Here is a 24846-nt window from a genome sequence, read left to right on the forward strand (position 1 = left end):
AATTAATATAAACCGTTACTTCCACAGATCGGGGTCATTATTTTTTGAAGGGATGTTTTTTAATACTTGAGAAAAGCGGTTAGCAAAAATGCCCGCATAGCCCCAAAAGGCAAAAAATAAAGCGGGGACTAAAATTACTAAGCCAATAACTTGCAAACTATAATGGCTGTAATAGCCTACAGCGATAAATATCACGGCTAGCACAAATAGTGCTAGCCCGCGAAAAAAGCGCTTTAAACTCAACTTAGGGTCGCTCCCTAAGCGGTAAATAAGTGGCTTTAGCATAATGAATTAATGCTTAGTAGTAAGAATGCTCGCCTGCTTCATGATCGGTAATGTCAGACACACCGGTGATTTCATCAAACTTAGCAATCATCTCTTTTTCAATGCCTTCTTTTAGTGTGACATCGATCATAGAACATCCATTACAACCACCACCAAACTGAAGTACAGCAACACCTGCTGCGGTGATCTCTACCAAGCTAACTTGGCCGCCATGGTTGGCAAGTTGTGGGTTTACTTCGGTTTCTAGCATGTGTTGCACACGCTCATTCAAGCTGGCATCTTCACCTAGTTTACGTGCTTTAGCATTAGGTGCTTTAAGTGTTAATTGAGTACCCATTTTGTCGGTAACAAAATCAATTTCAGCTTCGGCTAAAAAAGGCGCGCTTTCAGCATCAACAACCGCATCAAAGCCGTTAAAATTTAGGCGAATATCGCTCTCTTCTACCGCGTCTTCTGGACAATAAGAAACACCACATTCAGCTTGTGATGTACCAGGGTTAACAACAAACACACGAATATTCGTTTGTTGAGATTGATCTGCTAATAGCTTAGCAAAATGCGCTTGCGCTGTTTCGGAAATAGAAATCATAATACCGTCTATACTTGACTAAATTACTCGGATACTGCATATCATACTCCGCTCATCGTGTTGCGGCTAGTGTTGAACGTAAAAAGTTGGCATCTATTTTAAGCAATGGTAGCGTGCAATTAACAAACATTTTTAGAGTGATTTATATGCGCTTCATATTAACAATAATGGTGGTACTGGCCAGTTTTTCAAGTATGGCAAAGCCCCTATCTTATTATTTTGAGCAACAGGTTGAATTTGATTCCACCATACCAACACCACAAGAGGTACTGGGTTATCAAGTGGGTGAGTGGCATGTAAGGCATGACCAACTTGTTCGCTACATGGAAATTTTAGCTCAAAAAAGCGATCGAATTAATTTTGAAGTAATAGGCCGAACTCACGAACAGCGCCCGTTAGTTATGCTTACGATTACAGCGGCTAACAAATTAAAAAATATAGAAAAAACTCGCCAAGCACATTTAGCTCGCCTAAATAATTCAAACAATAAAACAGCAGAGCAGCCCAGTGTCGTGTGGATGGGTTACAGTGTTCATGGTAACGAATCATCAGGTAGTAATGCAGCGTTACTAGTCGCTTATTATTTAGCTGCAGCGCAAGGCGATGAAATAAATGAGCTACTTAACAATACGGTTATTTTACTCGACCCGTCGCTTAACCCAGATGGACTAGCACGTTTTGCAAATTGGGCTAATAGTAATCGCGGTATGAACTTATCGTCAGATCCGCAAACCCGAGAGCATGTAGAGAGCTGGCCAAGCAGCCGTACAAACCATTATTGGTTTGATTTAAACCGTGATTGGTTGTTGTTACAGCACCCAGAGTCGCGGGCTCGGATTGCTAAGTTTCATTATTGGAAACCTAATATTTTAACTGACTTTCATGAAATGGGGCCAAATAGTAGCTACTTTTTTCAACCGGGTATCCCAAGTCGTAAACACCCAATTACGCCTGAAGAAAATGTGAGCCTTACCAAAGCGATTGCAAATTATCATGCTAAAACATTAGATGAAAACAACGCGCTATACTTTACAGAAGAAAGCTTTGATGACTTTTATTATGGTAAAGGCTCTACCTACCCCGATGTAAACGGGGGTGTGGGTATTTTATTTGAACAAGCAAGTTCTCGTGGCCATATTCAAGAAACGATTAATGGTCCGCTAACGTTTGCGTTTACAATTAAAAACCAACTTTTAACGAGCTTATCAACGTTTAAAGCGGCGATTGATAACCGCCAAGCTTTGCTTGAGTATCAAGCGAACTTTTATAACAAAGCGGTTGAGCTTGCCAAAGATGAAGACTATCAAGGCTATATTGTTCAAGCAGCTGAAGATCACACCCGTACTAACGATTTTTTAAGCATACTTAAACAACATCAAATTAATGCCTACCCAGTGAAAGAAGGGCTAAAAGCTGAGGGTAAAAACTTTACCGCTGATAGTTATTTTGTGCCGCTTGCGCAACCACAATATCGATTAGTTAAAGCTATTTTTAGTGAGCAACAAAACTTTGCCGATAACACCTTTTACGATGTGTCGGGTTGGACATTAGCGCATGCGTTTAATTTACCATTTGCTAAAGTAAACAGCCGTTGGGGGTTAGAGATAGAAAAAACAGCTTGGCAAAAAGCAAAGCAGCCAGAGTTAGCGCCACTGACTAAAAATTACGCCTATGGATTCGCATGGGATGACATGCAGGCCCCGAAAATGCTCAATAGTTTGTTACAGCAAGGTATTAAAGCACGTGTTGCACTAAAACCATTAACTGCAGTATCAACCAACGCAGAAGTAAACTTTGACGCCGGTAGTATTATCATTCCTGCAGGGCTTCAAACTGATACTGACTGGGTGGCAAAGCTAAATCAAGCACAAAGCCAGTTTGGGATTGAACTTAAACCAATTACTACTGGCTTAACCAGTAAAGGTGCTGATTTAGGGTCGCGCTCTATGGCTGTGGTTTCTGCACCTAAGGTGTTACTTGTTGGCGGTAAAGGCGTGAGCCAATATGAAGCGGGTGAAGTGTGGTACTACCTAGATCGTTTTGTAGGTGTAGCGCCAACCATTGTTGAAATGAATCGTTTAGCGTCTTTAGAGCTCAGTAATTACAGCCATATTGTGTTGGCGCATGGCGATTATTCGACGTTATCTGATGCCGATAAAGTGGCAATTAAAAGTTGGGTGAGAAAAGGCGGTGTTATTTGGGGACATAAAGGCGGGGCGAAGCTTTTAGCCGATCAGCAGCTATTAAAAGCAAGCTACTTATCGCGTAAAGATGTGGCTGGGGCATTTGATACTCAAGGTTTAAAGTATGCAGACAAAGACCACTTAGCAGGTCGTCAGCGTATTGCCGGTGCGATATTTAATACCAAGGTAGATACAACTCACCCTCTGACATTTTCATTTAAGCGTGACACACTACCTGTATTTAAAAATAGCACCTGGCTATTGGAAGCCTCGCAAGCACCGTTTGTAAATATACTTACCTACACACAGCAGCCGCTCCTTGCTGGTTTTACCGATGCAGTAAATGTAGAGCAAGTGGCCGGTGGAGCTGCGTTAATGGCGCATTCTTATGGGCGAGGTAGTGTTATTGCGATGACTGACAACCCTGTATTTAGAGGGTACTGGTATGGCACCAGCCGATTGTTAAGTAATGCTTTATTTTTCGGCCACACCTTTCGCGTGAGTGGAAACTAACACGCCCTAAAGTGGTGTTAAACACGTAGTGAATGCCCATACGTGTTTAGCGCCTGCTTCTTTTAACGATAATGTAGCCGCATTAAGAGTTGCTCCTGTGGTCATAATATCATCGATAATTACTACCGTTTTTCCCTCTAAATTAATCGTGCATGAAAAAGCCTGCTGTAAATTTTTGACCCTTTTAGCTTTGCTTAATTGTGATTGTGCCGAAGTGTGTTTATGGCGAAGTAACGCATTATTTAACACCTTATTTGACGCCAAACAGGGTTGCCATACTTGGGTTACCTGATTAAATCCACGCGTTAAAAAGCGCGCTTTATGTAAAGGTAAAATAATAAATGCATCAACAGCTATAGGGTGTTTAGTCATAAAAACAGTAAGTTGCTTTTTTATGACTTGCTGCAGTGCTTTTTTATAATGGATTTGATTATTAAATTTAAGTTGTTTTAACCATAAATCAAAAGGGGGCTGGTAAAAGGCACATGCAAACAGCTTTTCAAAGCTGCAGTTAGGAAACATTTCTACAATATCAGGGCGGTAAAATAAATTGTCATGCTCGGCCAAATCTAGCAATGGCAAGTCATTTAAACAAAATAGACAAAGCCCCATTGAGCTGTGGATCTGACTTTGACACAACACACAGTAAGAGGGAAATAGCCAATCACCTAGGCTGAGTTTCATTCGCTGATGATCCTCATTACAAACTCCTTTTAAAGCGCTATCATAGATCTTAAGTTTGGTTAAGGTTAGGTAAATATGCAAAATGAATGTGTGTTGTTACATGGTTGGGGAATGAACCAAGGTGTGTGGCAGTTAATAAAACCAGAATTAGAATTTTTATATTCAGGTAAAGTGCGCTGTTTAGATTTACCCGGTTATGGTGACAGTAGCGCCTCTTTAAGTCCTTATACATTACATGATGCTGCAAAGCGGGTGAGTGAGCAGCTAAAACCGCAATCGGTACTAATGGGATGGTCTTTGGGTGGATTGTTTGCCATTTATATTGCCAAACATTGGCCAGAAAAAGTATCAAAAGTTATTTTAGTTGCCTCAACCCCCTTTTTTGCAGAGCAATTGCCATGGGCTGGAATTAAGCCTAAAGTATTAACACAGTTTAAAGAGCAGTTATTGCAAGAGCGTTCAAAAACGATAGAGCGTTTTTTGGCCATTCAGGCAATGGGCAGTGAGTCTGCTCGAGATGATATAAAACAGCTAAAGCAGTTATTGAGTCAGTCATCGCCCCCGAATAACGAGGCCTTAAGTGCAGGACTAGAAATATTGCAAAATGAAGATTTACGCGAATTATTTGCTCAATGCCCAGTTCCTATTAGCGGCATTTTTGGGCGCTTAGACTCTCTCGTTCCTTATCGGGCCATTAAGAAAATGGTGGCACTTAATGCTGACTTTGAGTACGAAGTGTTAGACAAAGCATCGCATGCGCCTTTTATTTCTCATAAAAGTGAATTTTTATCTGCCGTTAAATCAATGCTTTGAAGCAAAGCCATGATTACTGCGGTTTAAAGCTTTATTTTGCGTGATTTTTGAGCGATAATTAAACAATATTTATTTGCTGGAGGTTTATTATTATGCCAATAGGATCTGTATTCAATAGTGGTGTTGAAGGGTTTAATAGAGCCAGCCAAGGAATTGAAAAAGCCAGCGCTGAGATTAATCGTGCCAGCATAGAGCAGCAAGACGACTCTCAACTAGCGCAGCAACGTCAATTAACGGCCGCTCGTCCTGAAGAAGCAGTCACCGCGCCAGTATCTCAACCTGCACGAATTGATGATGCATTAGTAAACTTAAAAGTTGAAGAGTTTAATGCTAAGGCAAACACGCAATCTATCCAAACTGCAGATGACGTATTAGGCACTTTAGTTGATATTAAAGTGTAATTTCTCATGAATATTGTCACGCCGTTTCCGTCTATTAATATAAACACCGCAAATGTTTATACAGAGACTGCTCGGCGTGACAACCAGCTACGTGAAGTCATTCCCCCAGCCGCTGCAAACACTGCCGGTAGCACAGAAAACAAAGCCCAAAGTGATGCAGAAAAAGCCAAACTGCCAGGAAATAGCGACAGCTCAACCTACAATGCGAGTGGCAAAATTGCAGACGATAAAACGATTGCGCAACGCGAAGGCAATGCAGATAGCGATCAAGATGATGCCGAGCAAGAAAAACAACAAGCTGCAGAAGAAGTTAGTGAGCAAGAAGAGCTGCAACTTGAGCAAGAACTTCAACAAATTAAAGAGCTTAAAGCACGCGACACTGAAGTGCGAACACATGAGCAAGCGCATGCCGCTGTGGGTGGACAATATGCGGGCTCTCCTAGCTATGAATACCAAAGAGGCCCTGACGGTACTAACTATGCCGTAGGTGGTGAAGTACCGATAGATGTTGGGGTTATCAATGGTGACCCTCAAGCAACCATTGATAAAATGCAAACGGTACGTGCTGCAGCACTAGCGCCAGCAGAGCCTTCAGGTGCCGACAGGGCAATTGCAGCAGATGCCACTCAAAAAATAGCCGCAGCACAAGCTGAGTTAGCATCAGCGGATGACGAAGACAGCAGCGAAGGTCAAAGTAGAGTCAGTGCATCGTTTTCTAATAGTGAAAGTTCAGAAGTAAAAACCGCTAAAAGCGAAGAGCAAACGCGTGATGTTGAAGTAGAAGCACGTGCTGGTCGCATTGCTAGCTTTTACCAACTGGCCACTTCTCCTGCGACTCAAAGCCAATTCTCAGCACAAATTTAAATTAAAGCTTATATTTAATAGCCATAAAAAAACCGCCTAAGCGGTTTTTTTATTGGGTCATTTTATTTTTTCACTTTCGCATTGGCAAAGGCATCAGCAAACGCATTACCCATCATGGCATTGCCTGTGTCGCGCTTAGGTTTGGGCGCTCGCGATTGATTTGCATTGTTGCCACGTGGCTTTTGCACCGCCGCAGGGGCAGCTTTATTGCTAGTGTCTACCTCGTCATCTAGGCGCATGGTAAAGCTAATGCGTTTACGTGCAGCGTCAACCTCAACCACTTTCACTTTAACAATGTCACCAGCTTTAACCACTTCTCGTGGGTCTGAAATAAACTTATTAGTAATAGCCGAAATATGCACTAGTCCATCTTGATGTACGCCAACATCCACAAATGCGCCAAAATTAGCTACGTTCGATACCACGCCTTCTAAAATCATTCCTGGTTTTAAATCACTAATTTTTTCAACGCCTGCTTTAAACTCAGCAGTTTTAAATTCAGGGCGCGGATCGCGACCCGGCTTATCAAGTTCGCTAATAATATCGGTCACGGTAGGCAGACCAAATTTATCGTCAATATAGTCATTTGCAGCGAGCTTATTTAAAAACTCTTTGTTACCAATGAGGTTATTTACGTCTACCTGGTTGTGCTCACAAATACGCTTAACGATAGGGTATGCTTCAGGGTGAACTGATGAGTTGTCTAGTGGATCGCTGCCATTGTTAATGCGTAAAAAGCCGGCTGCTTGTTCAAATGCTTTTGGCCCTAAGCGTTCTACTTTTTTCAACTGACTACGTTTTGTAAATGACCCATTTGTATCACGGTAGCTTACAATATTTTGCGCTAAGGTTTTGTTTAAACCAGAGACACGTGCAAGCAAAGGTACAGAGGCCATATTTAAATCAACACCTACACTGTTTACACAGTCTTCTACCACTGAGATTAGGCTTTGTCCTAGTTGGCTTTGTGATACATCATGTTGATATTGGCCTACACCAATAGACTTAGGCTCTATTTTAACCAGCTCAGCCAATGGATCTTGAAGGCGACGTGCAATAGATACGGCACCGCGTAAAGATACATCTAAATCAGGAAATTCATTAGCAGCAAACTCAGAAGCAGAGTAAACCGAAGCGCCGGCCTCACTGACCATGATTTTATTTAGTTTAAGCTCGGTATTGGCTTTGATAAGTTCGCCAACTAGTTTATCTGATTCGCGAGAAGCGGTACCGTTACCAATCGCAATGAGCTCAACTTTATGCTGGCGACATAATTGCTCGAGCGTGCGTAATGATTTATCCCAATGATTTTGTGGTGCATGTGGAAAAATCGTTTGGGTAGCAAGCAGCTTACCTGTGCTATCAACCACGGCAATTTTACAACCGGTACGTAAACCAGGATCTAAGCCTAACGTAGTGCGAGGGCCTGCAGGGGCTGCCATTAATAAGTCTTTTAAGTTTTTAGCAAATACATCAATGGCACCGGTTTCGGCTTTTTCACGCATTGCGGCTAAAAATTCATTTTCTAGATGTAATCCAAGCTTAATTTTCCACGCCCATTGCACTACAGTTAATAACCAAGCGCTGGCAGGTTTATTTTTAATATCTAGGCGGTAATGATCGCTGATCATTTGTGCACACAATTGCGCTGGGTTTTCAGCGCTTGGCTCAGGATTAATAGTTAACTGTAAAATACCTTCATTACGAGCTCTTAGCATGGCTAATGCACGATGCGAGGGGACTTTCTTTAATGGTTCTTGATGTTCAAAGTAGTCTCGGTATTTAGCCCCCGCTTGTTCTTGACCATCAATAAGTTTACTTTCAATCGCTCCATTTTGACTAATATGACTTCTAAATTTAGCGAGTAATTTAGCGTCTTCAGCAAAGCGCTCCATCAAAATAAACTTAGCACCATCAAGCGCTGCTTTAGTATCGACAATCGCTTTTTCGGCATTAATAAATTTTGCAGCCTCAGCGTCTGGGTCAAGCATTGGATCGTTAAATAACGCATCAGCTAGTGGTTCTAAACCGGCTTCAATAGCTATTTGACCTTTAGTGCGGCGCTTTGCTTTATAAGGCAAATATAAGTCTTCTAGTTCGGTTTTACTTTGTGCAGCTTTAATATCAGCCGCTAATTCAGCACTAAGCTTATTTTGTGATTCTATCGTCGACAGGATAAAGCCACGACGCTCTTCAAGTTCACGCAAATAAGATAAACGTTGTTCTAGAAGGCGTAGTTGGGTGTCATCTAATCCACCGGTCACTTCTTTTCTGTAACGGGCAATAAAGGGGACGGTTGCGCCTTCATCAAGTAACTTTGTTGCTGCAACCACTTGTTGCTGCTGTGCATTTAGCTCAGTTGCTAAACGTGCAGAGATATCGCTCATGCAAAAACCTTTTAATACAAAAAATAAGACCAGCTAAAAAGTTAACTGATGCGTCAATGTCTTGAATAATATCACAGGGGAGGGTAATAAAAAGCTCTTAAAGCAAGCTATTTTACTTGCTTTAAGATGCCATTGCTGGGGCAATAAAAAGCGGATTTAGTGAGGGTGCTCTACACTTTCGAGTACTTCACTAAATGTGTGCGCTATTGGGCTAATATGAACAGGAATTTGCAGCTTACGTGCTATATCGCGTGCTGAAATTAAACCACTTATTTCATTATTAGCCGCAGTAACTAATATAAACATAGCGCCATGATGCTCCATAGTTTGCAGTGCATCACCGATACATGAATAGCTTAAGCTTTTCATACTTACACCCATTAAATTACTCAGCGGTGTCATTAAATAGCGTAAGCTAATTTCACTACGAGGCAAGCCTAAACGCTGCGATAAAATCATGATTTTTGAGCTTTGTAAATCTGCACTTGCGACAATACCAATTAGTTTTTGTTGTTCGTCAGTCACTAAAATAAAATCAGAGGGCTGAGCATTTAACTGTTTTGATGCTTGTTCAATGGTTGTATCAAACGCTGCGCGCATAGGACTTGTTTGAGTAAAGCTAGTTACTATACGTGTTGCTGGAGAGGTTAAATCAATCACAGCCTCATTAGTAAAAGTATCAGCAATAGTGCCATGCGAAATGTCTTGGGTACGGAGTTCTTTAAAGTTAGACATAATATCCACCTAAATAAATAGTTATAAAAATTTAATAATGTTTAAAAGCAAGTTATTAAATAACGGGTGGCGCTCGCGGGTTTGCATTACTGTAGGCAGTGGCTAAAAATCGACTTTCATAATGAAAGAAAAACGCTAAAGGAAGTGGTTGGATTTCTCTAAGCGCAATAACACCATCAAGAGAATCTATATCGGTGTCGAGGTTTGCTTGGTCAGGGGAGTCACAAACAATAAATTCAGCTGGAGCAAAACCAGCATCAAGTTTGTTATTTTTAGGTGCGCCATGCAATGTCAAACTCACACTCATGAAGAGTGCAAACACGAGAGCATTTTGTAATATGCGCGCTGTTATGTTTGACATGATGGTGACCTTAATTAACTACTCTCAAGTTAATACAACATTACTTGAGTAACTTTAGTTATAGCTTACTCAGATAATATAAACAATAAAAAGTTAATGTGATCTGAATCAAAACTAAGCGATGTCATTTTTGATAGGTAATGTTATTTACGTACCACTGCTTAGCACCTTGAGGAGTCATGACCTCAAAATCATCGTCTACTTGTTTTTTTAATAGCGCTCGCGCCATTGGTGAATCGATAGAAATATAGTCGTTGCGATCATAAATTTCATCGGGGCCGACAATTCTAAAATTTTTACACTCACCGGCCTCGTTTTCTATTTCTACCCACGCTCCAAAAAAAACTTTGCCGTCTTGTACGGGTGAGTAGTCAACAATTTTTAGATCGGGGATGCGTTTTCGTAAATAGCGAACACGACGGTCAATTTGGCGTAGTAAACGTTTGTTGTACTGATAGTCTGCGTTTTCAGAGCGATCACCTAGACTAGCAGCCCAGCTCACTATTTTAGTTACTTCTGGGCGTTTTTCATTCCAAAGATGATCATGTTCTTGCTGCAGTTGTAAATAACCTTCGCGAGTAATTAAATTTGTTTTCACGCTGAGTTCTTGTTTAATCTTCATGTGTGGCAAGGTATTAAAATAAAGGCAGCTTGTCGAGATAAAATAGCTATCAATGAATTTGAAATGTTCAGTAACAATCTAAGCACTTAATTAGTTTTTTATTATTAAGTTTTTCATTTATATTAACGATTAATAAATTATAAAAATAAGCAACAAATTATGGGACAAGAGACAGTAAAAGTATTGGTGGTTGATGACGATAAACGTTTGCGTAGTTTGCTGGAGCGTTATTTAGTAGAGCAAGGGTTTATTGTCAGAACAGCTGCCGATTCAGAGCAAATGGATAGACTAATTGAGCGTGAAAACTTTCATCTAATGGTACTTGATTTAATGCTGCCCGGCGAAGATGGGCTTTCTATTTGTAGACGTTTACGCCAAAAAGAAAACCAAATCCCTATTGTTATGCTTACCGCCAAAGGTGATGAAGTAGACCGCATTATTGGCCTAGAACTCGGCGCTGACGATTATATTCCGAAACCATTTAACCCTCGCGAGCTATTAGCACGTATAAAAGCTATTTTACGTCGCCAATCAAAAGAAGTACCAGGGGCGCCTTCAGCTGAGGAGAACTTAATTGCGTTTGGTAAATTTACCCTAAATTTAGCCACCCGCGAAATGAGTGAAGGCGATAACACGGTGTCACTCACTAGTGGTGAATTTGCGGTGCTAAAAGCGTTAGTGTCTCATCCGCGTGAGCCATTAAGTCGTGATAAATTAATGAACTTAGCTAGAGGGCGAGACTACAGTGCGCTTGAGCGCAGTATTGATGTTCAAGTATCACGCCTTCGTAGAATGATCGAAGTCGATGCCGCTAACCCACGCTATATTCAAACGGTATGGGGTTTAGGTTATGTATTTGTTCCTGACGGTGAAAAGTAATCATTATGGGAATGTTTCCGCGTAGTGCGTTTGGACAAACCGTATTTTTGGTTGCCGCTTTGTTGCTTATTAACCAAATTGTCTCCTACGTTACGGTAAGTTTATATGTAGTTAAACCCACCATTGAACAAGTTAATTTAATGCTGGCTAAGCAAATTAAAACCGTGTTTATTGATTGGGAAGATGGCGTTGAAGTTACCGATGAAGTCTCTGAAAAGTTTTTTGAGATAACGGGCATTGAAGTAATGACTCAGCGTGAAGCTATGCGTAATGGTTTAGGCCAAAGTCGTGAGTATTCTGGGCTATCGCGTAGTATGTCTGAACAATTAAATGGCTTTTCTCGGGTGCGTATTAGTCAAACTGATCCGCTTATTTATTGGGTAGAAGCTCCGCAGGCGCCGGGTTATTGGGTCAAAGTGCCGCTCACCGGATTTAAAGAAAGTAACCTTGAGTTTTTAACCTTTTATCTTTCTAGTATCGGCTTTTTAAGTGTACTAGGAGGTTGGTTATTTGCCAGGCATTTGAACCGACCACTAAAAGCATTACAACAAGCTGCGATAAAAGTAGGGGTGGGCGACTTTAGTACCAAGTTACAAGAGCAAGGGTCGAGTGAGGTTATTGAGGTAACACGCGCCTTTAATCAAATGTCGCGAGGTATTGCTGCCCTTGAAAACGACCGTCGATTACTTATGGCCGGTGTTTCTCATGATTTACGCACACCGCTTACGCGTATTCGTTTAGCCACAGAAATGATGGTTGATGAAGATGATTATTTACGTGAAGGCATTATTTACGATATTGAAGATATGAATGGCATTATCGATCAATTTATCGAATATTTACGCCATCATAAACGTGAAGAACAAACCTGCGAAGATATTAATGCGCTCCTTGGTGAAGTCGTACAAAGTGAGCTTAAGCATCAACGTGCGATCACGTTTAAACCGAATCCTAATATTGGAAAAATTCCCATAAGTAGTGTCGCGATTAAGCGAGTAGTGACCAATATGATAGAAAATGCACTACGCTACTCAGAGGGTGATATTGAAGTACTCAGTTATTTTAATTCCAATAAAAAATATGTAGTTATTGCGGTCAACGATAGTGGTCCGGGTATTCCTGAAAGCGAGTTGGAGTCTGTGTTTGAGCCGTTTAAACAAGGTGATGCAGCTCGCGGTAGTGAAGGTAGCGGCCTAGGCCTTGCAATTATTAAGCGTATTATCGATATGCATGGCGGCAAGGTGGTGCTCTCTAATCGCCCTGAAGGTGGTTTAAGTGCGCAAATATACCTACCAATAAAGGTTACTAATCCAAGCTAATAAAGCTATCTGCATGATTGCAGATAGCGTTAATTTATTATCTAGTGTTCAGATTAACTACTAGAGGGCTTTAAAACGAATGGCTGTACCGCCACTGGTGGCCAATTTTAATGTGAGTTTATCGCTTGCGGTAACAGTGCGTTTTTCAATGCTTAAATCATAAGGATTGTTCTTCCATTCAGCGTTTTTACCGTCTTGGTAGATTTGCGCTTCAAACTGTTTATCTTTATCTAAAAAGTCGAGTTTAACCTCAATGGTGCGGGCATTTTCATCGGTAACTGCACCTAAGTACCAATCGTTCCCTGAATAGTTATCGCGCTTGCGCTCTTTGCGCGCAAATACAATAAAGTCGCCTACTTCGCCATCAAGCGCAATACTTTGTTGCCAATCGGTTGGTACGTCTTGAATAAATTGAAAAGCATCGGGTTTAGCTAAATAATTCCGTGGTAAATCCGCCGCCATTTGAATTGGGCTGTACATTACTACATACAATGCTAATTGCTTTGCCAGTGTTGTTTGTGGGCGATTTGTCTCGTCCCCTAAGCCATTAAAGCTCATATCAAAAATACCAGGGGTAAAGTCCATTGGTCCTGCCAGCATACGCGTAAAGGCAAGCATGGGAATGTGTTCTGGTGGATTGGGTGGTGTGCCCCATGCGTTAAACTCTTGACCACGCGCACCTTCACGGGCAATCCAGTTAGGGTAAGTGCGGCGCAGACCCGTGTCTTTTATTGGTTCATGCGTGTTGATGCTTAGCTTGTATTTAGCGGCAAGTTTAATGTTATGTAAGTATTCATTTACCATAAATTGGCCGTCATGCCATTCAAAGCGGGCAATGCCGTTTTCATCTATGCGTTTTATATTGCCACCATCGGCCACATAACCAGTTTTTATTTGGCTTACATTTGATTTTTCGTAAAGCGCAAAAGCATCTTCCATTTGGTCGCGATAATTACTAACATTGCCAGAGGTTTCATGATGACCAATTAACTGCACCCCTTTTTCTTTACCGTACTGTGTAAGCGCTGCAATATCGAAATCGTCATAAGGCTGAGTAAAGCTAAATACATCGCCATTATAAAACCAGTCGCCATCCCAACCTGTGTTCCAACCTTCAACTAATACGCCGTCAAAGCCATACTCAGCGGCAAAGTCCATATAGTATTTAGTATTTTTTGTGGTGGCACCGTGTTTTTCTCCACTGCCCCAAGTGGTTTCATTGATGTGCATTCCCCACCAAATACCTACATATTTACCTGGTTTAACCCACGACACATCACCGAGTTTATTTGGCTCATTCAGGTTTAAAATAATATCTGAATTAACTAAGTCTATCGCTCGCTCACCTATTTGAATGGTGCGCCAAGGAGTATTGAATGCGCCGCGCTTCTTAACCGCAATGCCATCAGACCACGGTGTTAAATCGGCACTAAACGTACCTGGGCGACGCTGGTTAAGCACCATCCCTGCATAATCTACCAGAGCTGCTTCATGAATGCTGACATGTACACCGTTACCATTTTTAAAGGTAAAAGGGGTATGAACAAGTGCAGCATCTTGTAAGTCTGTAGTGTTATAGACATATTCATAACGGTTCCAACCGCGAGCAGGTATCCACCATGCGGTGGTTTTATCTTTTGCGGCAATAGCAAATTCGGTCAGTTCTTTAGTAATTTCAGTTTGTTCAAAACCGGCTTGCTTAGGGACTTCATAGCGAAAACCTACACCACTATCAAAGGCTTTAAATCGTACAGTGTATGTGCCAGCGTGGGGCGCAGGTTTATTAAAGGTAACAGCAATTTCATTGTGCTTATCAACAACAGTTTGACGCTCTCCCCAAGGTTGCTGCCATTGGCTATCGGTTTGTGAACGAGTTACTTCACTAATAACAAAGCCGTCATCAAATGGTGCTTGGCTTTTAAACCTAAAACCTAAGCGTGACTGCTCAATAACAGGCTTACCATTAAAGCTAATAGAGTAATGAGGGGATGATGATTGATCAGAAATGGTAATTTTAATTTTTTGATCAGGTGATTTCAGCGTGGCTTCTTTTGCAAAAGCACTGCTTGCAAGTAAAGCAACTAGTAGTAAAGGTAATCTCATTGTGTGTCCTTGATGTCAAACCGTAGGTTATGAGCATAAAGTGATGAACACACTATTACGAGATAGCTGCATACGTATTCAATTAATTAGCTAAAAAAGAGTGTGTTAATTAATCTGCAAAACTTTATGTAATTAGTTCTATAATAAATAAAAAGAATTTAACAAGAAGAAAATATGCTGAAAATTTTACTCGCTATTTTAGGTTGTATCATTGTTTTTAAGAGTAGTGCAGCAACGGTTACTGTTTATAATAACAACCAAAAAGTTCAACAAAATGTTGTTGTTTGGTTAGCTCCAGAGCAAGCCTCTGGCGTGAATATAAATAAATCACTTTTCACTATGACACAAAAAAATCGCCAATTTACACCACATATCTTAGTCGTTGAAAAAAACAGCCAAGTTGAATTTCCTAACGCTGACTCGATAATGCATCACGTGTATTCATTTTCTAAAAGCAAAACATTTGAATTAAAGCTTTATCGAGAACAACCACAAGATCCAATTACATTTGAACAAACAGGAGTTGTGGAGCTTGGTTGTAATATTCATGATTGGATGTTGGGTTACATTGTTGTTGTGGATAGCCCATATTATGCAATCACCAATGAGCAGGGCCTTGCATCGTTCGATATCCCAAATGGAGCCTATAAACTAAATGTTTGGCATGAAGGCTTTAGAGATATTAGCAACATAGAGTCGCAAAAAGTTGTTATAACTAACAATAAATTAAGTTATCAGTTAAAACAAAAACTAACTTTGCCTATTAGGGTTGAAGTTGATGAGTTTGACGATTATGAATAGTCTATTGGGCTTAGCCGTTGTTATTTGCTTGTTGAGTGTTTTTTCAGCCAACGCACAAGTTAAAGGTTTGCTGCAAGTAAGGGCAGTGCAAGCTGATTCACAACTAAGCTGGCAAGAGGGTGGAATTGGTTTATATCGCCATGATGCGGCTAATCAAGGTGTGGTTTTATCTCAGGGAATTATTGATTTAAGTGCAGATATAAGTTCTAGTTGGTCTGCCCATGCTGTAGTTAATTTATATCAAGACCCAAAAAGTACCTTGGGGGTTAGTCAGGCTTATCTGCAATATAAACCTTTAGTTCGCAGTGATTATAAATGGCATATTAAAGTGGGTGGCTTTTATCCACAATTGTCATTAGAAAACCCTGATATGGGCTGGTTATCTGCATATAACTATACCAATTCGGCAATTAACTCTTGGGTAGGTGAAGAGCTGCGAACGCTAGGTGTTGAAGCAACAATTAAACGCCCAGCCCGTAATTTTAATAGTGCCCATAGTTTTAGTTTGGTTGGTGCGACATTTAAAGGTAACGATCCTGCGGGGACATTACTCGCTTGGCGAGGCTTTGCTTTGCATGATCGCCAAACAACACTTAATGAGGCTCTCGCTTTTGCGCCTGTTGCGTCTTTAAATACTCCACAGTTACAATTTCAAGCAAACCAAGTTTTACCGTTTGAAGAGGTCGATGGGCGATTTGGTTATTACGTTGGTGGGCATTGGGATTATTTAAAAAAATCTCAGTTGCGAGTGTATTACTATGATAACAATGGTGACCCTGGCGCTCTTAATTATAATACGGGCCAATATGCATGGGATACTCGATTTTTAAGTGTCGCATGGCTAAATAAATTTACACCGAAAACACGATTAATTATCCAAATAATGTCGGGTGGTACGACTATGGGTCAAAACCGCGGCGTTGATACTCGATTTTATAGTCATTTTGCATTATTGAGTCATAAAATAAAACGCCACCGTTTCTCAGTACGTTACGATTATTTTGAGGTGACAGACAAAGACGATTGGAAGTTTGACCCTAATGCTAGTCATGGCGAGGGACTAACAGCAACTTGGCGTTATCAGCTTACACCACAATGGCAAATATGTGTTGAGGGGTCAGCGCTTCATAGCCAAGCAGATAACCGAGTAGCTATGAATAAGGCATTGAGAATATCGCAGCAGCAAATAGCATTAAATGCTCAGTTTCGGTTTTAGTTAGTAGAAAAAAGAGAAACATATAAGGGCTCTTGCGAGCCCTAATTTGTATTAATGGCTTTTTATTTTTTGTTAAAAGCGCGTTTCATGTAATTAGGTGTTGCGAGTGCACCGTGATGAATGCCGCCATTGTAGTATTCACTATGCTCAGCAATTATGGCTGCGCCATCTTCTCTAAAACCGTTAAATGCTTCAGATTTGCGGGCTAGCGTCACCGACCATAAGCCACTTGGGTAAATAGGTTGTGGGAATGGAAGAGTTTGCAAGTCGTTAAAACCAACACTTAGCATAGCTTCGCGCATTTCAACCAGTAGTGGCATATGCATAAGTGGCGATTCACTTTGCTGTACTAAAATACCGCCAGGACGAAGTGCGTTTAGGCAGCTAGTATAAAACGCATGATTAAATAAACCCTCACCAGGGCCAACCGGATCAGTTCCATCAACAATCACGATATCAATAGACTCAGCAGCTGCTTCGCGCATGTATTTAATGCCATCGTCAAACATTACAGTAGCACGTGGATCGTTATTTGATTCACATAACTCTGGGAAGTACTTTAACGACATTTGGGTAACCACTTCGTCAATATCGATTTGGGTTACAGTTTCTACACTTGGGTGCTTAAGTACTTCACGTAACGTACCGCAATCGCCGCCGCCAATAATAACCACATTTTTAGGGTTTGGATGTGTTAGTAATGCTGGGTGGCTGATCATTTCATGATAAAAAAAGTTTTCACGGCTACTCACCATAGTGCAACCATCAATGATCATTAAATTACCAAAGTCTGTGGTTTCAAACATTTCTACTTTTTGAAAAGGAGACTGTTTTTCATCTAACTTTTTGTTAATACGTAATGAAAATGCGCTGCCATCGCGGTCGCTAATTTCAGTAAACCACTTACTTTGATCTAAATTTGCCATAGTTGTTGTTACACTTTTGGTTGAGTATGAAAAAAGGAGGCAATTCTGCCAGTGCTTGGGCTATTGCTCAATCAAATTTTACTCTCTTTAGCGAATAAAGTTAGCTATAAAGAGGGGAAAGTTCAATTTTTGTTAGCTTAGCAGATAGTGACGTATTAAAATGCCCCTTTACACCTAATTTAATAAAGAAGAGTTGCCATGACTTGGGGTTTAGAAACAGCACGTGCTACATACAATGTTGCTCATTGGAGCGATGGTTATTTTGATATTAACGCACAAGGTGAATTGATAGCCTATCCGGATGGCGACCAAACAAAACCTGCCATTTCTTTAAGCCAGCTTACTGAGCAATTTAAACAGCAAGGATTAACCTTACCAGTATTGGTGCGCTTTACCGATATTTTAAAAAACCGTGTAGATACGCTCACCAATGCGTTTACTCAAGCGCGAAGCAACCGTGAATATAATGGTAAATACACCTGTGTTTACCCTATAAAAGTAAATCAACAGCGTTCTGTAGTAAGTAAACTATTGGCACACCCAAGTGGCTTAGTCGGGCTTGAAGCCGGCTCTAAACCTGAGCTAATGGCAATTTTAGGTGTAGCAAAAGAATCTATTACTATTGTATGTAACGGCTACAAAGACAGTGAATTCTTACGTTTAGCCTGTATTGGTCAAGCAATGGGGCACAACGTTAAAATTGTGGTTGAAAAACTCTCTGAGCTAACCACACTGCTTGAAGAAATTGATAATTTAGGTATTGAGCCAGCTATTGGTATTCGCATTCGCTTAAATTCGGTTGGTAAAGGTAAATGGCAAAATACCGGTGGTGAAAAAGGTAAGTTTGGCTTAACTGCAGGACAAGTACTCAGTGCAGTGGAAGTGCTCAAGCAACATAACAAGTTGCATTTAATGCAGATGGTACATTTTCATATTGGTTCTCAAATTGCCAATATTCGCGATATTCATCGTGCTTTGCGCGAATGTGCTCGCCATTTTGCTGAATTAACTCAATACGGTGTACCGCTCAATACTGTTGATGTGGGTGGCGGGCTTGGCGTTGACTACGAAGGTTCAGGCTCACGTAGTGCTTGCTCAATGAACTACACAGTCGAAGAATATGCGCGTAATGTAGTAAATGCATTTGCCGAGGTGTGCGACCAACATAACTTAGCTCACCCTGCAATTATTACCGAATCTGGCCGTGCTCTTACTGCACATCATGCGGTGCTTATTACCGATGTGATTGATGTTGAAAAAGCGCCAAATCATTTAAACCCAGAACCACCTGTTAAAAACAGTGCCTTAGTATTGGATGAAATGTGGCAGTGTTTACAACGTTTGAACCCGCGTATGGCATTAGAGATTTATCATGATGCAATGCACTTATTTAGTGAAGCACACGATCAATACGTACATGGTTTAGTGAGCATGCTAGAGTGGGCGAAAATAGAGCAGCTTTACTTTACTATTTTACATCGCGTTCGAGCTTCATTAAGCTCTAATGCACGAGCTCACCGCGAAGTGCTGGATGATTTAAACGAAAAACTAGCCGATAAACTGTTTGTGAATTTTTCATTATTTCAGTCGTTACCCGATGTGTGGGGCATTCAGCAGTTATTTCCGGTTATGCCCATCGAAAACCTAACGCAGCCGCTTACTCAGCGCGCTATTATCCAAGACATTACTTGTGATTCTGACGGGCAAATACGTGAGTACGTTGAAGGTGCAGGAATTGAAACCAGTTTACCTATTCCTGAATATACACAAGGTCAGCAGTATCATATTGCGATGTTTATGGTAGGGGCATACCAAGAGATTTTAGGTGACTTACATAACCTATTTGGTGATACCGATTCAGTTCATGTTGAGCTTAATGAGCAAGGGTATGTATTAACCAATGCCATCAAAGGTGACAGCGTTAAGGATGTATTAAAATTTGTTGATTATGATAGCGAGTTATTAGCTGATAACTTTGCCACTCAAATTAACGAACTTGATGTATCAGATCACTGTAAAGAAGGGTACTTAGCCGAGCTTAATGCAGGGCTTGAAGGCTACACCTATTTTGAAGATTAATTTAGTTGCATAGTTAAGCGCGGTCATTTGTGGCTGCGCGATGTTTAAAGGAATAGAAGTAATGTCAGTTATTCGCAGTGTATTTAGTATTTTCTTTTACACAATAAACACTCTTTTTTGGTTTGTACCTATTTTTATTTGTGGCATCGTTAAGCTAATCCCAATTAAGGGACTTCAAAAGTTAATGAGCTGGACAGCCAAGCAATGTGCCTCTATTTGGGTGACGTTTAACACGTTAAATCAAACGTTATTAACGCCAACAAAGCTAAATGTGACTGGCCTTGAAGAGCTAAAATTGAAAGATTGGTACCTAGTTATTGCGAACCACCAAAGCTGGGTGGATATTTTAGTGTTACAGCGAGTGTTTAACCGCAAAATACCTTTTTTAAACTTCTTTTTGAAAAAAGAGCTTATTTACGTACCTGTTTTAGGTTTGTGTTGGTGGGCGCTCGACTTTCCTTTTATGACCCGCACCAGTAAAAGCCAATTAAAAAAGAATCCTAAATTGCGTGGTAAAGATTTAGAAACTACCCGTAAAGCGTGTGAAAAATTTAAAGAAATGCCGGTTAGTGTGGTTAACTTTGTTGAAGGTACGCGTTTTACAGCGCAAAAGCATGCGCGCCAAAATAGCCCGTTTCCTCACTTACTTAAACCGAAAGCGGGTGGTGTGGCGTTTGTAATGCAAGCTATGGGTGAGCAAATTTCTAAGGTGGTAAATGTCACTATTCATTACCCTGAGGGCATTCCTACTTTTATGGATTTTGCAGCCGGTAAAGTAAAACACATTGATGTACATGTTGAAGTAAAAGGCGTTAGTGAGGACTTAATTGGTGATTACACTAATGATCCTGACTTTAGAGTACGTTTTCAAACGGAATTAAATCGCGTGTGGGAAGAAAAGAACCAGACGCTCGTTAATTTAAAACAAAAATAAAAAATGAGCTAACAGTTATGCTAAAAAAATGGTTACCTAATTGGTTAAATGGCTTAATTGTTGGCTGTGTTTTATTCGCTAATTTAATAATATTTGGCGCATTAGTACTTATCCTAGGGTTAGTTAAATTGGTTTTGCCCATACCCGTAGTAAGTAAATTATTACACAGTGCGTACAAGGGGTGGTGTAAAGGTAACCGCTTAGGGCTATGGCTAGGCTGTAATGATATTAAAGTTAATATTAGTGGGGAGGTGAATGCCAATAGTTGGTATTTGCTAATCAGTAATCATATTAGCTGGCTTGATATTGCGGTATTAAGCTCGTTAAATGCATTACCAGCTCCTAAGTTTTTTTTAAAAGATGAGCTTAAGTACGTGCCATTTATAGGCACTGGTGCGTGGGCAATGGGTATGCCCTTTATGAAACGGGTGAGCAAAGCGCAATTGGCTAAAAATCCCAATTTAAAAGGCTTAGATGTCGAGCGCACTAAGCGCAGTTGCCGTAACTTTCGTCATCATCCTACAACCATAGTTAATTTTGTAGAAGGTACACGTTTTACTGCGCAAAAGCATAAGCATCAACAAAGCCCTTTTCAGCATTTATTAAAGCCTAAGGCTGGTGGAACTGCTTTTGCCTTAGAAGTTTTAAACGAGCAATTTGACGCTATGCTTAACACTAGTTTAGTGTATAGCGGTAAGTCAGATCATGTGTGTCGTAATATTTTAAAAGGCGAACTAGAGTCTATTAATATTACAATTGAGGTGATGCCAATAAATACACAGATGATTGGCAGTTATCAAACAGATCACGCATTTAGAGCCGAATTTCAGCAATATTTAAATAATTTATGGACAATAAAAGATAAGCAATTAAGCGCTATTCATATTCAGCAAGCTAGTACTGAATTAACTCCCAGTAAGGAAATTGAAATACCATGACCAAAACACACCTACAGGAGCTAATTACTCCTTGGTTTGAAAAAGTCCCCGATGCTTTTTTTCTCAGCGCAATCACGGCCTCATCCATTGGCATCCTTTCGTTATTATTTGTTTACTTATTTACCCGTCGCTTAATGTTACCGGGTATTCAAAAGGTGGTGACTAAACTCTCTCCTGAGCGTATTGGTTCATTGTCACCTATGTTGACCAAGCTGAATAAACGAATTGCTTGCTTGTTATGCTGTGTACTTTTTTTAGCCACATTTGATAGTGTTTACCCCGTTAATGAAATTGCCCAAGAGATCCTTAAAACCATTGGCCAAGCATTATTAATTATTTATATAGGTTTTATTATTAGCAGCATAGTGAGCATTGCTGGCGCTATTTATAACCAACTAGACTTTGCCCGCGAAGTGCCTATTCAAGGGCTAATTCAAGTAGTGAAGCTGATCACCTTTATTGTGTGTTCAATATTAATTGTTAGTATTGTGCTTGAAAAATCGCCGACTTATATTCTCTCTGGTTTTGGTGCGATCGCCGCTGTTACTTTATTAGTATTTAAAGACACCATATTAGGTTTTGTCGCCAGCATTCAAATTGCCGCTAATCGTTTAGTGACCTATGGGGACTGGATCCAAGTAGATAACTACGGCGCCGATGGCGAAGTAATTGATTTAGGACTTAATACTGTAAAAGTGCGTAACTGGGACAACACCATAACGACTATACCCACTTATATGCTGGTGGCCGGTTCATTTAAAAACTGGCGTGGTATGCAGGAGTCTGGTGGGCGACGTATTAAACGTTCTTTAAACATTGATATGAACAGCATCTTTTTAGTTGATGATGATTTTAAAGCGCAAATAGAAGCGGCAATACCACTGCAAGAATATATTCGACTAGGCACACTTCCCGATCCGGTGTCTAACTTAGGGTTATTTCGTCGCTATGCAGAGGGTTACTTAAAGCAACACAGTAAAATCAATACCTCGCTCACACTCATGGTGCGTGAACTACAACCGCTTAACCATGGCCTCCCGATTGAGTTTTACTGCTTTAGTGAAGACAAACGTTGGATATCGTACGAGCATTTACAAGCTGAAATTATGGATCATTTACTGGCCGTATTACCGGTGTTTGGACTGCGCGCTTATCAAAGTGTCAGTGGGCAGTTAAGCCCAGCAGACGGGGTGAATATGGCGGGCAAACCTAGTATTAAAGTGCCCAATAATGCTGTCCAAGGCCAACACCAATAAACAATAATAATAGCCACCAAATAGGTGGCTTTTTCATACGTAGCCACGCAAATGCAGCAATCACTAATGCAATATGCCACACACTATTTATAGCTGAAGTCCAAATGGGCGAATACAATGCTGCAGCTAAAAAGCCAACCACGGCGGCATTAAGCGCGGCAATTGAGCTGGCAAAGCGGGGCTTACTGGCTAAATTAATCCAGCTTTTCTGAAATGCCAACATCAGTAAAAACCCTGGGGTAAATATCAATAATGTAGCTATGATTGCGCCCATTATTGGCTGCTCGGTATTTAGCTGTGCGCCTAAGTAGGTGGCTATTGTAAACATAGGCCCAGGTATAGCCTGAGCACTGGCGTAGGCCGTTAAAAATTGATCATCACTTAACGTTGGCACACCCGCTTGAAGTACTGGCAACACAACATGCCCGCCACCAAATACCATAGCACCAGCTTGGTAAAAAGGCGCAAATAACGCAAATTCTTGCCCTATTGGAATAAAGCTAACTCCAAGTAGTAGCGCAAACAAACTAAGTGCAACCCAGTTAACTTTTCCCTGTTCACTACTAGTTTGCTGTGATAAATCACTTAATTTTAAGAGTGGCCAGATAGCGCCGATTGCGGCTGCAATAAGTAAAATAATAATTTGTGTACTTAACATCGGCAGTAGAATAAGAGCTAGGGTGCTTATAACTGCAATTAGCTTAAGGATTAGATTGCTGCAAAAGCTTTTGGCCATACTAAGGGTCGCATCGGCAACAATTACTACGGCAAATAGCTTCAATCCGGTGATCACAGCAAAATAAACGGCGTCAAATTGGTGAGCACTAATAGCAAGCAGTGTCATTATTAAAAAAGAAGGCAAGGTAAAACCAATAAATGCGGTGATACCACCGATTACACCTGCACGCTCTACTCCAATTGCAAAGCTAACCTGACTAGATCCAGGGCCAGGCAGAGCTTGGCTGAGGCTTATTAGCTGTGAATAGCGACTGATACTTAACCAGCGCAGCGAATCAACAAAGTGATGTTTAAAGTAACCTAAATGGGCGGCAGGGCCGCCAAAACTCATGCAGCCAAGCAAAAAAAACTGTCTAAAAATCGCAATTAACATAGTGGCCATCGCCTTTTTGATAAATCATTAAAGTGTCACAAATAAGTATGACATTTTTATGAAATGCTATCATTAGTCCGTATGAAGTAAGTAATAATACGTGTTTTACGTTACTCTTCATTTTTGGTTCATACAAATGTTTGCATAATCGCAATAATAAATTCTAATGAATAGGAAATTACCATGATGTTAACTAAATCACTTTTAAGTGTCACTGTCGTTGCTGTATTACTTTCTGGCTGTGAAATGAATAACACAGGTAAAGGCGCCGCGATTGGTGCTGCAGCAGGGGGAATTTTAGGTAAAGCTACAGGTAACCACAAAGATAAACGTATTTTTATTGGTGCAGCTATTGGTGCGCTAGCGGGTGCAGCTGTAGGTGATTACATGGATAAACAAGAGGCTGCTTTTCGTGATGAACTAGCAGGTTCGGGAGTTGAAGTGGTACGTGAAGGTGATAACTTACGCTTAGTGATGCCCTCTAATATTACGTTTGCGACTGATCAATCTTATATTTCATCGGGCTTTCATGACACTCTAAATGCGATAGCAAGTGTAATGAATAAATACGAAAAAACCTACTTAAGTGTTGAAGGTCACACCGACAGCACGGGCAAAGATAGTTACAACATGACTCTTTCAGAGCAGCGTGCACAAAGTGTAAAAAATTACCTAGTAAACCAACAAATTATGGCTGCACGAGTAAGCACGAGCGGCTTTGGTGAATCACGCCCAATTGCCACTAACGATACCGCGAATGGTCGCGCGCAAAACCGCCGCGTCGAAATTCAAATAGTGCCTAATACACAAGGTTAATAGCTAAAACCGCGCAAATGCGTGGTTTTGT

General features: G+C 40.7%; 23 protein-coding genes. 13 read left to right on the forward strand and 10 right to left on the reverse strand.

The features are described from left to right. Positions 1-15: 15 nt before the first annotated feature. On the reverse strand, positions 16-285 hold the full coding sequence (locus AC27JR_RS13015; protein ID WP_008112890.1) for a hypothetical protein: 270 nt from the start codon (positions 283-285) through the stop codon (positions 16-18). Positions 286-298: 13 nt separating this feature from the next. Beyond that, positions 299-874: a Fe-S biogenesis protein NfuA gene (gene nfuA / locus AC27JR_RS13020; RefSeq protein ID WP_008465569.1), complete on the reverse strand. Its 576-nt coding sequence runs from the start codon at positions 872-874 to the stop codon at positions 299-301. A gap of 146 nt (positions 875-1020) precedes the next feature. Between nfuA and AC27JR_RS13025 the strand changes: the two genes are divergently transcribed. Next, complete coding sequence (locus AC27JR_RS13025; RefSeq protein ID WP_487173845.1) at positions 1021-3570, forward strand: M14 metallopeptidase family protein; 2550 nt, start codon at positions 1021-1023, stop codon at positions 3568-3570. A 6-nt stretch (positions 3571-3576) separates the two neighbouring features. Here the strand turns inward: AC27JR_RS13025 and AC27JR_RS13030 are convergent, their stop codons facing one another. Next, entirely contained in the window at positions 3577-4254 is a 678-nt protein-coding gene (locus AC27JR_RS13030) for a ComF family protein (protein ID WP_487173846.1), read from the reverse strand. A gap of 75 nt (positions 4255-4329) precedes the next feature. Between AC27JR_RS13030 and bioH the strand changes: the two genes are divergently transcribed. The 3 genes from bioH (at position 4330) to AC27JR_RS13045 (ending at position 6332) form a co-directional block, all read left to right on the forward strand. Next, complete coding sequence (gene bioH, locus AC27JR_RS13035) at positions 4330-5067, forward strand: pimeloyl-ACP methyl ester esterase BioH (RefSeq protein WP_487173847.1); 738 nt, start codon at positions 4330-4332, stop codon at positions 5065-5067. 92 nt (positions 5068-5159) lie between these two features. After that, on the forward strand, positions 5160-5468 hold the full coding sequence (locus AC27JR_RS13040; protein WP_008112879.1) for a hypothetical protein: 309 nt from the start codon (positions 5160-5162) through the stop codon (positions 5466-5468). A 6-nt stretch (positions 5469-5474) separates the two neighbouring features. Then, complete coding sequence (locus AC27JR_RS13045) at positions 5475-6332, forward strand: putative metalloprotease CJM1_0395 family protein (protein WP_008112878.1); 858 nt, start codon at positions 5475-5477, stop codon at positions 6330-6332. A gap of 62 nt (positions 6333-6394) precedes the next feature. Here AC27JR_RS13045 and AC27JR_RS13050 read toward each other — a convergent pair whose 3' ends face one another. The 4 genes from AC27JR_RS13050 to greB all read right to left on the reverse strand — a co-directional run bounded on the left by AC27JR_RS13050 (position 6395) and on the right by greB (position 10413). Further along, entirely contained in the window at positions 6395-8719 is a 2325-nt protein-coding gene (locus AC27JR_RS13050; protein ID WP_055012731.1) for a Tex family protein, read from the reverse strand. Positions 8720-8875: 156 nt separating this feature from the next. Continuing rightward, on the reverse strand, positions 8876-9454 hold the full coding sequence (locus tag AC27JR_RS13055; RefSeq protein WP_138608328.1) for a CBS domain-containing protein: 579 nt from the start codon (positions 9452-9454) through the stop codon (positions 8876-8878). Positions 9455-9509: 55 nt separating this feature from the next. Then, positions 9510-9815 (reverse strand): hypothetical protein, encoded by a 306-nt coding sequence (locus AC27JR_RS13060; RefSeq protein ID WP_198522202.1) that lies wholly within the window; start codon positions 9813-9815, stop codon positions 9510-9512. A gap of 124 nt (positions 9816-9939) precedes the next feature. Further along, complete coding sequence (greB, locus tag AC27JR_RS13065; RefSeq protein ID WP_010392431.1) at positions 9940-10413, reverse strand: transcription elongation factor GreB; 474 nt, start codon at positions 10411-10413, stop codon at positions 9940-9942. A 183-nt stretch (positions 10414-10596) separates the two neighbouring features. Here greB and ompR point away from each other — a divergent pair, with 183 nt between their 5' ends. Together ompR and envZ are read left to right on the forward strand one after the other, a co-directional pair. Then, complete coding sequence (gene ompR / locus AC27JR_RS13070) at positions 10597-11316, forward strand: osmolarity response regulator transcription factor OmpR (RefSeq protein ID WP_010392434.1); 720 nt, start codon at positions 10597-10599, stop codon at positions 11314-11316. A 5-nt stretch (positions 11317-11321) separates the two neighbouring features. After that, positions 11322-12635, forward strand: a complete 1314-nt coding sequence (envZ, locus tag AC27JR_RS13075; protein ID WP_054202834.1) for a two-component system sensor histidine kinase EnvZ — start codon at positions 11322-11324, stop codon at positions 12633-12635. Between the two features lie 60 nt (positions 12636-12695). On the opposite strand, the gene AC27JR_RS13080 is transcribed toward envZ, so the two are convergent. Beyond that, entirely contained in the window at positions 12696-14738 is a 2043-nt protein-coding gene (locus AC27JR_RS13080) for a glycoside hydrolase family 97 protein (RefSeq protein WP_487173848.1), read from the reverse strand. Positions 14739-14912: 174 nt separating this feature from the next. Between AC27JR_RS13080 and AC27JR_RS13085 the strand changes: the two genes are divergently transcribed. Both AC27JR_RS13085 and AC27JR_RS13090 read left to right on the forward strand, forming a co-directional pair. Beyond that, a complete protein-coding gene (locus AC27JR_RS13085; protein ID WP_487173849.1) occupies positions 14913-15539 on the forward strand; it encodes a methylamine utilization protein in 627 nt (208 codons plus the stop codon). Further along, positions 15517-16755: a hypothetical protein gene (locus tag AC27JR_RS13090; protein WP_487173850.1), complete on the forward strand. Its 1239-nt coding sequence runs from the start codon at positions 15517-15519 to the stop codon at positions 16753-16755. The genes AC27JR_RS13085 and AC27JR_RS13090 overlap by 23 nt, the downstream gene beginning before the upstream one ends. A 62-nt stretch (positions 16756-16817) precedes the next feature. Here the strand turns inward: AC27JR_RS13090 and speE are convergent, their stop codons facing one another. After that, positions 16818-17681, reverse strand: a complete 864-nt coding sequence (gene speE / locus AC27JR_RS13095; RefSeq protein ID WP_487173851.1) for a polyamine aminopropyltransferase — start codon at positions 17679-17681, stop codon at positions 16818-16820. A gap of 198 nt (positions 17682-17879) precedes the next feature. Here speE and speA point away from each other — a divergent pair, with 198 nt between their 5' ends. The 4 genes from speA (at position 17880) to AC27JR_RS13115 (ending at position 22888) form a co-directional block, all read left to right on the forward strand. After that, positions 17880-19760, forward strand: a complete 1881-nt coding sequence (speA, locus tag AC27JR_RS13100; protein WP_487173852.1) for a biosynthetic arginine decarboxylase — start codon at positions 17880-17882, stop codon at positions 19758-19760. A 61-nt stretch (positions 19761-19821) separates the two neighbouring features. Continuing rightward, entirely contained in the window at positions 19822-20694 is an 873-nt protein-coding gene (locus AC27JR_RS13105; protein ID WP_010392448.1) for a 1-acylglycerol-3-phosphate O-acyltransferase, YihG family, read from the forward strand. A gap of 17 nt (positions 20695-20711) precedes the next feature. Beyond that, a complete protein-coding gene (locus AC27JR_RS13110) occupies positions 20712-21632 on the forward strand; it encodes an acetyltransferase (RefSeq protein ID WP_487173853.1) in 921 nt (306 codons plus the stop codon). Continuing rightward, a complete protein-coding gene (locus AC27JR_RS13115; RefSeq protein WP_055012721.1) occupies positions 21629-22888 on the forward strand; it encodes a mechanosensitive ion channel family protein in 1260 nt (419 codons plus the stop codon). The genes AC27JR_RS13110 and AC27JR_RS13115 overlap by 4 nt, the downstream gene beginning before the upstream one ends. Here AC27JR_RS13115 and chrA read toward each other — a convergent pair. After that, positions 22848-23999 carry a chromate efflux transporter gene (gene chrA / locus AC27JR_RS13120; RefSeq protein WP_487173854.1) on the reverse strand — a complete coding sequence of 384 codons (1152 nt, stop codon included), beginning with the start codon at positions 23997-23999 and terminating at the stop codon, positions 22848-22850. The two genes, AC27JR_RS13115 and chrA, sit on opposite strands and share 41 nt — an antisense overlap. Positions 24000-24182: 183 nt before the next feature. Between chrA and AC27JR_RS13125 the strand changes: the two genes are divergently transcribed. Continuing rightward, positions 24183-24815 (forward strand): YiaD family glycine zipper/OmpA-like lipoprotein, encoded by a 633-nt coding sequence (locus AC27JR_RS13125; protein WP_010392457.1) that lies wholly within the window; start codon positions 24183-24185, stop codon positions 24813-24815. The last annotated feature ends 31 nt before the right edge of the window (positions 24816-24846 follow it).

Source organism: Pseudoalteromonas sp. NH0006-26 (genome assembly GCF_057552415.1).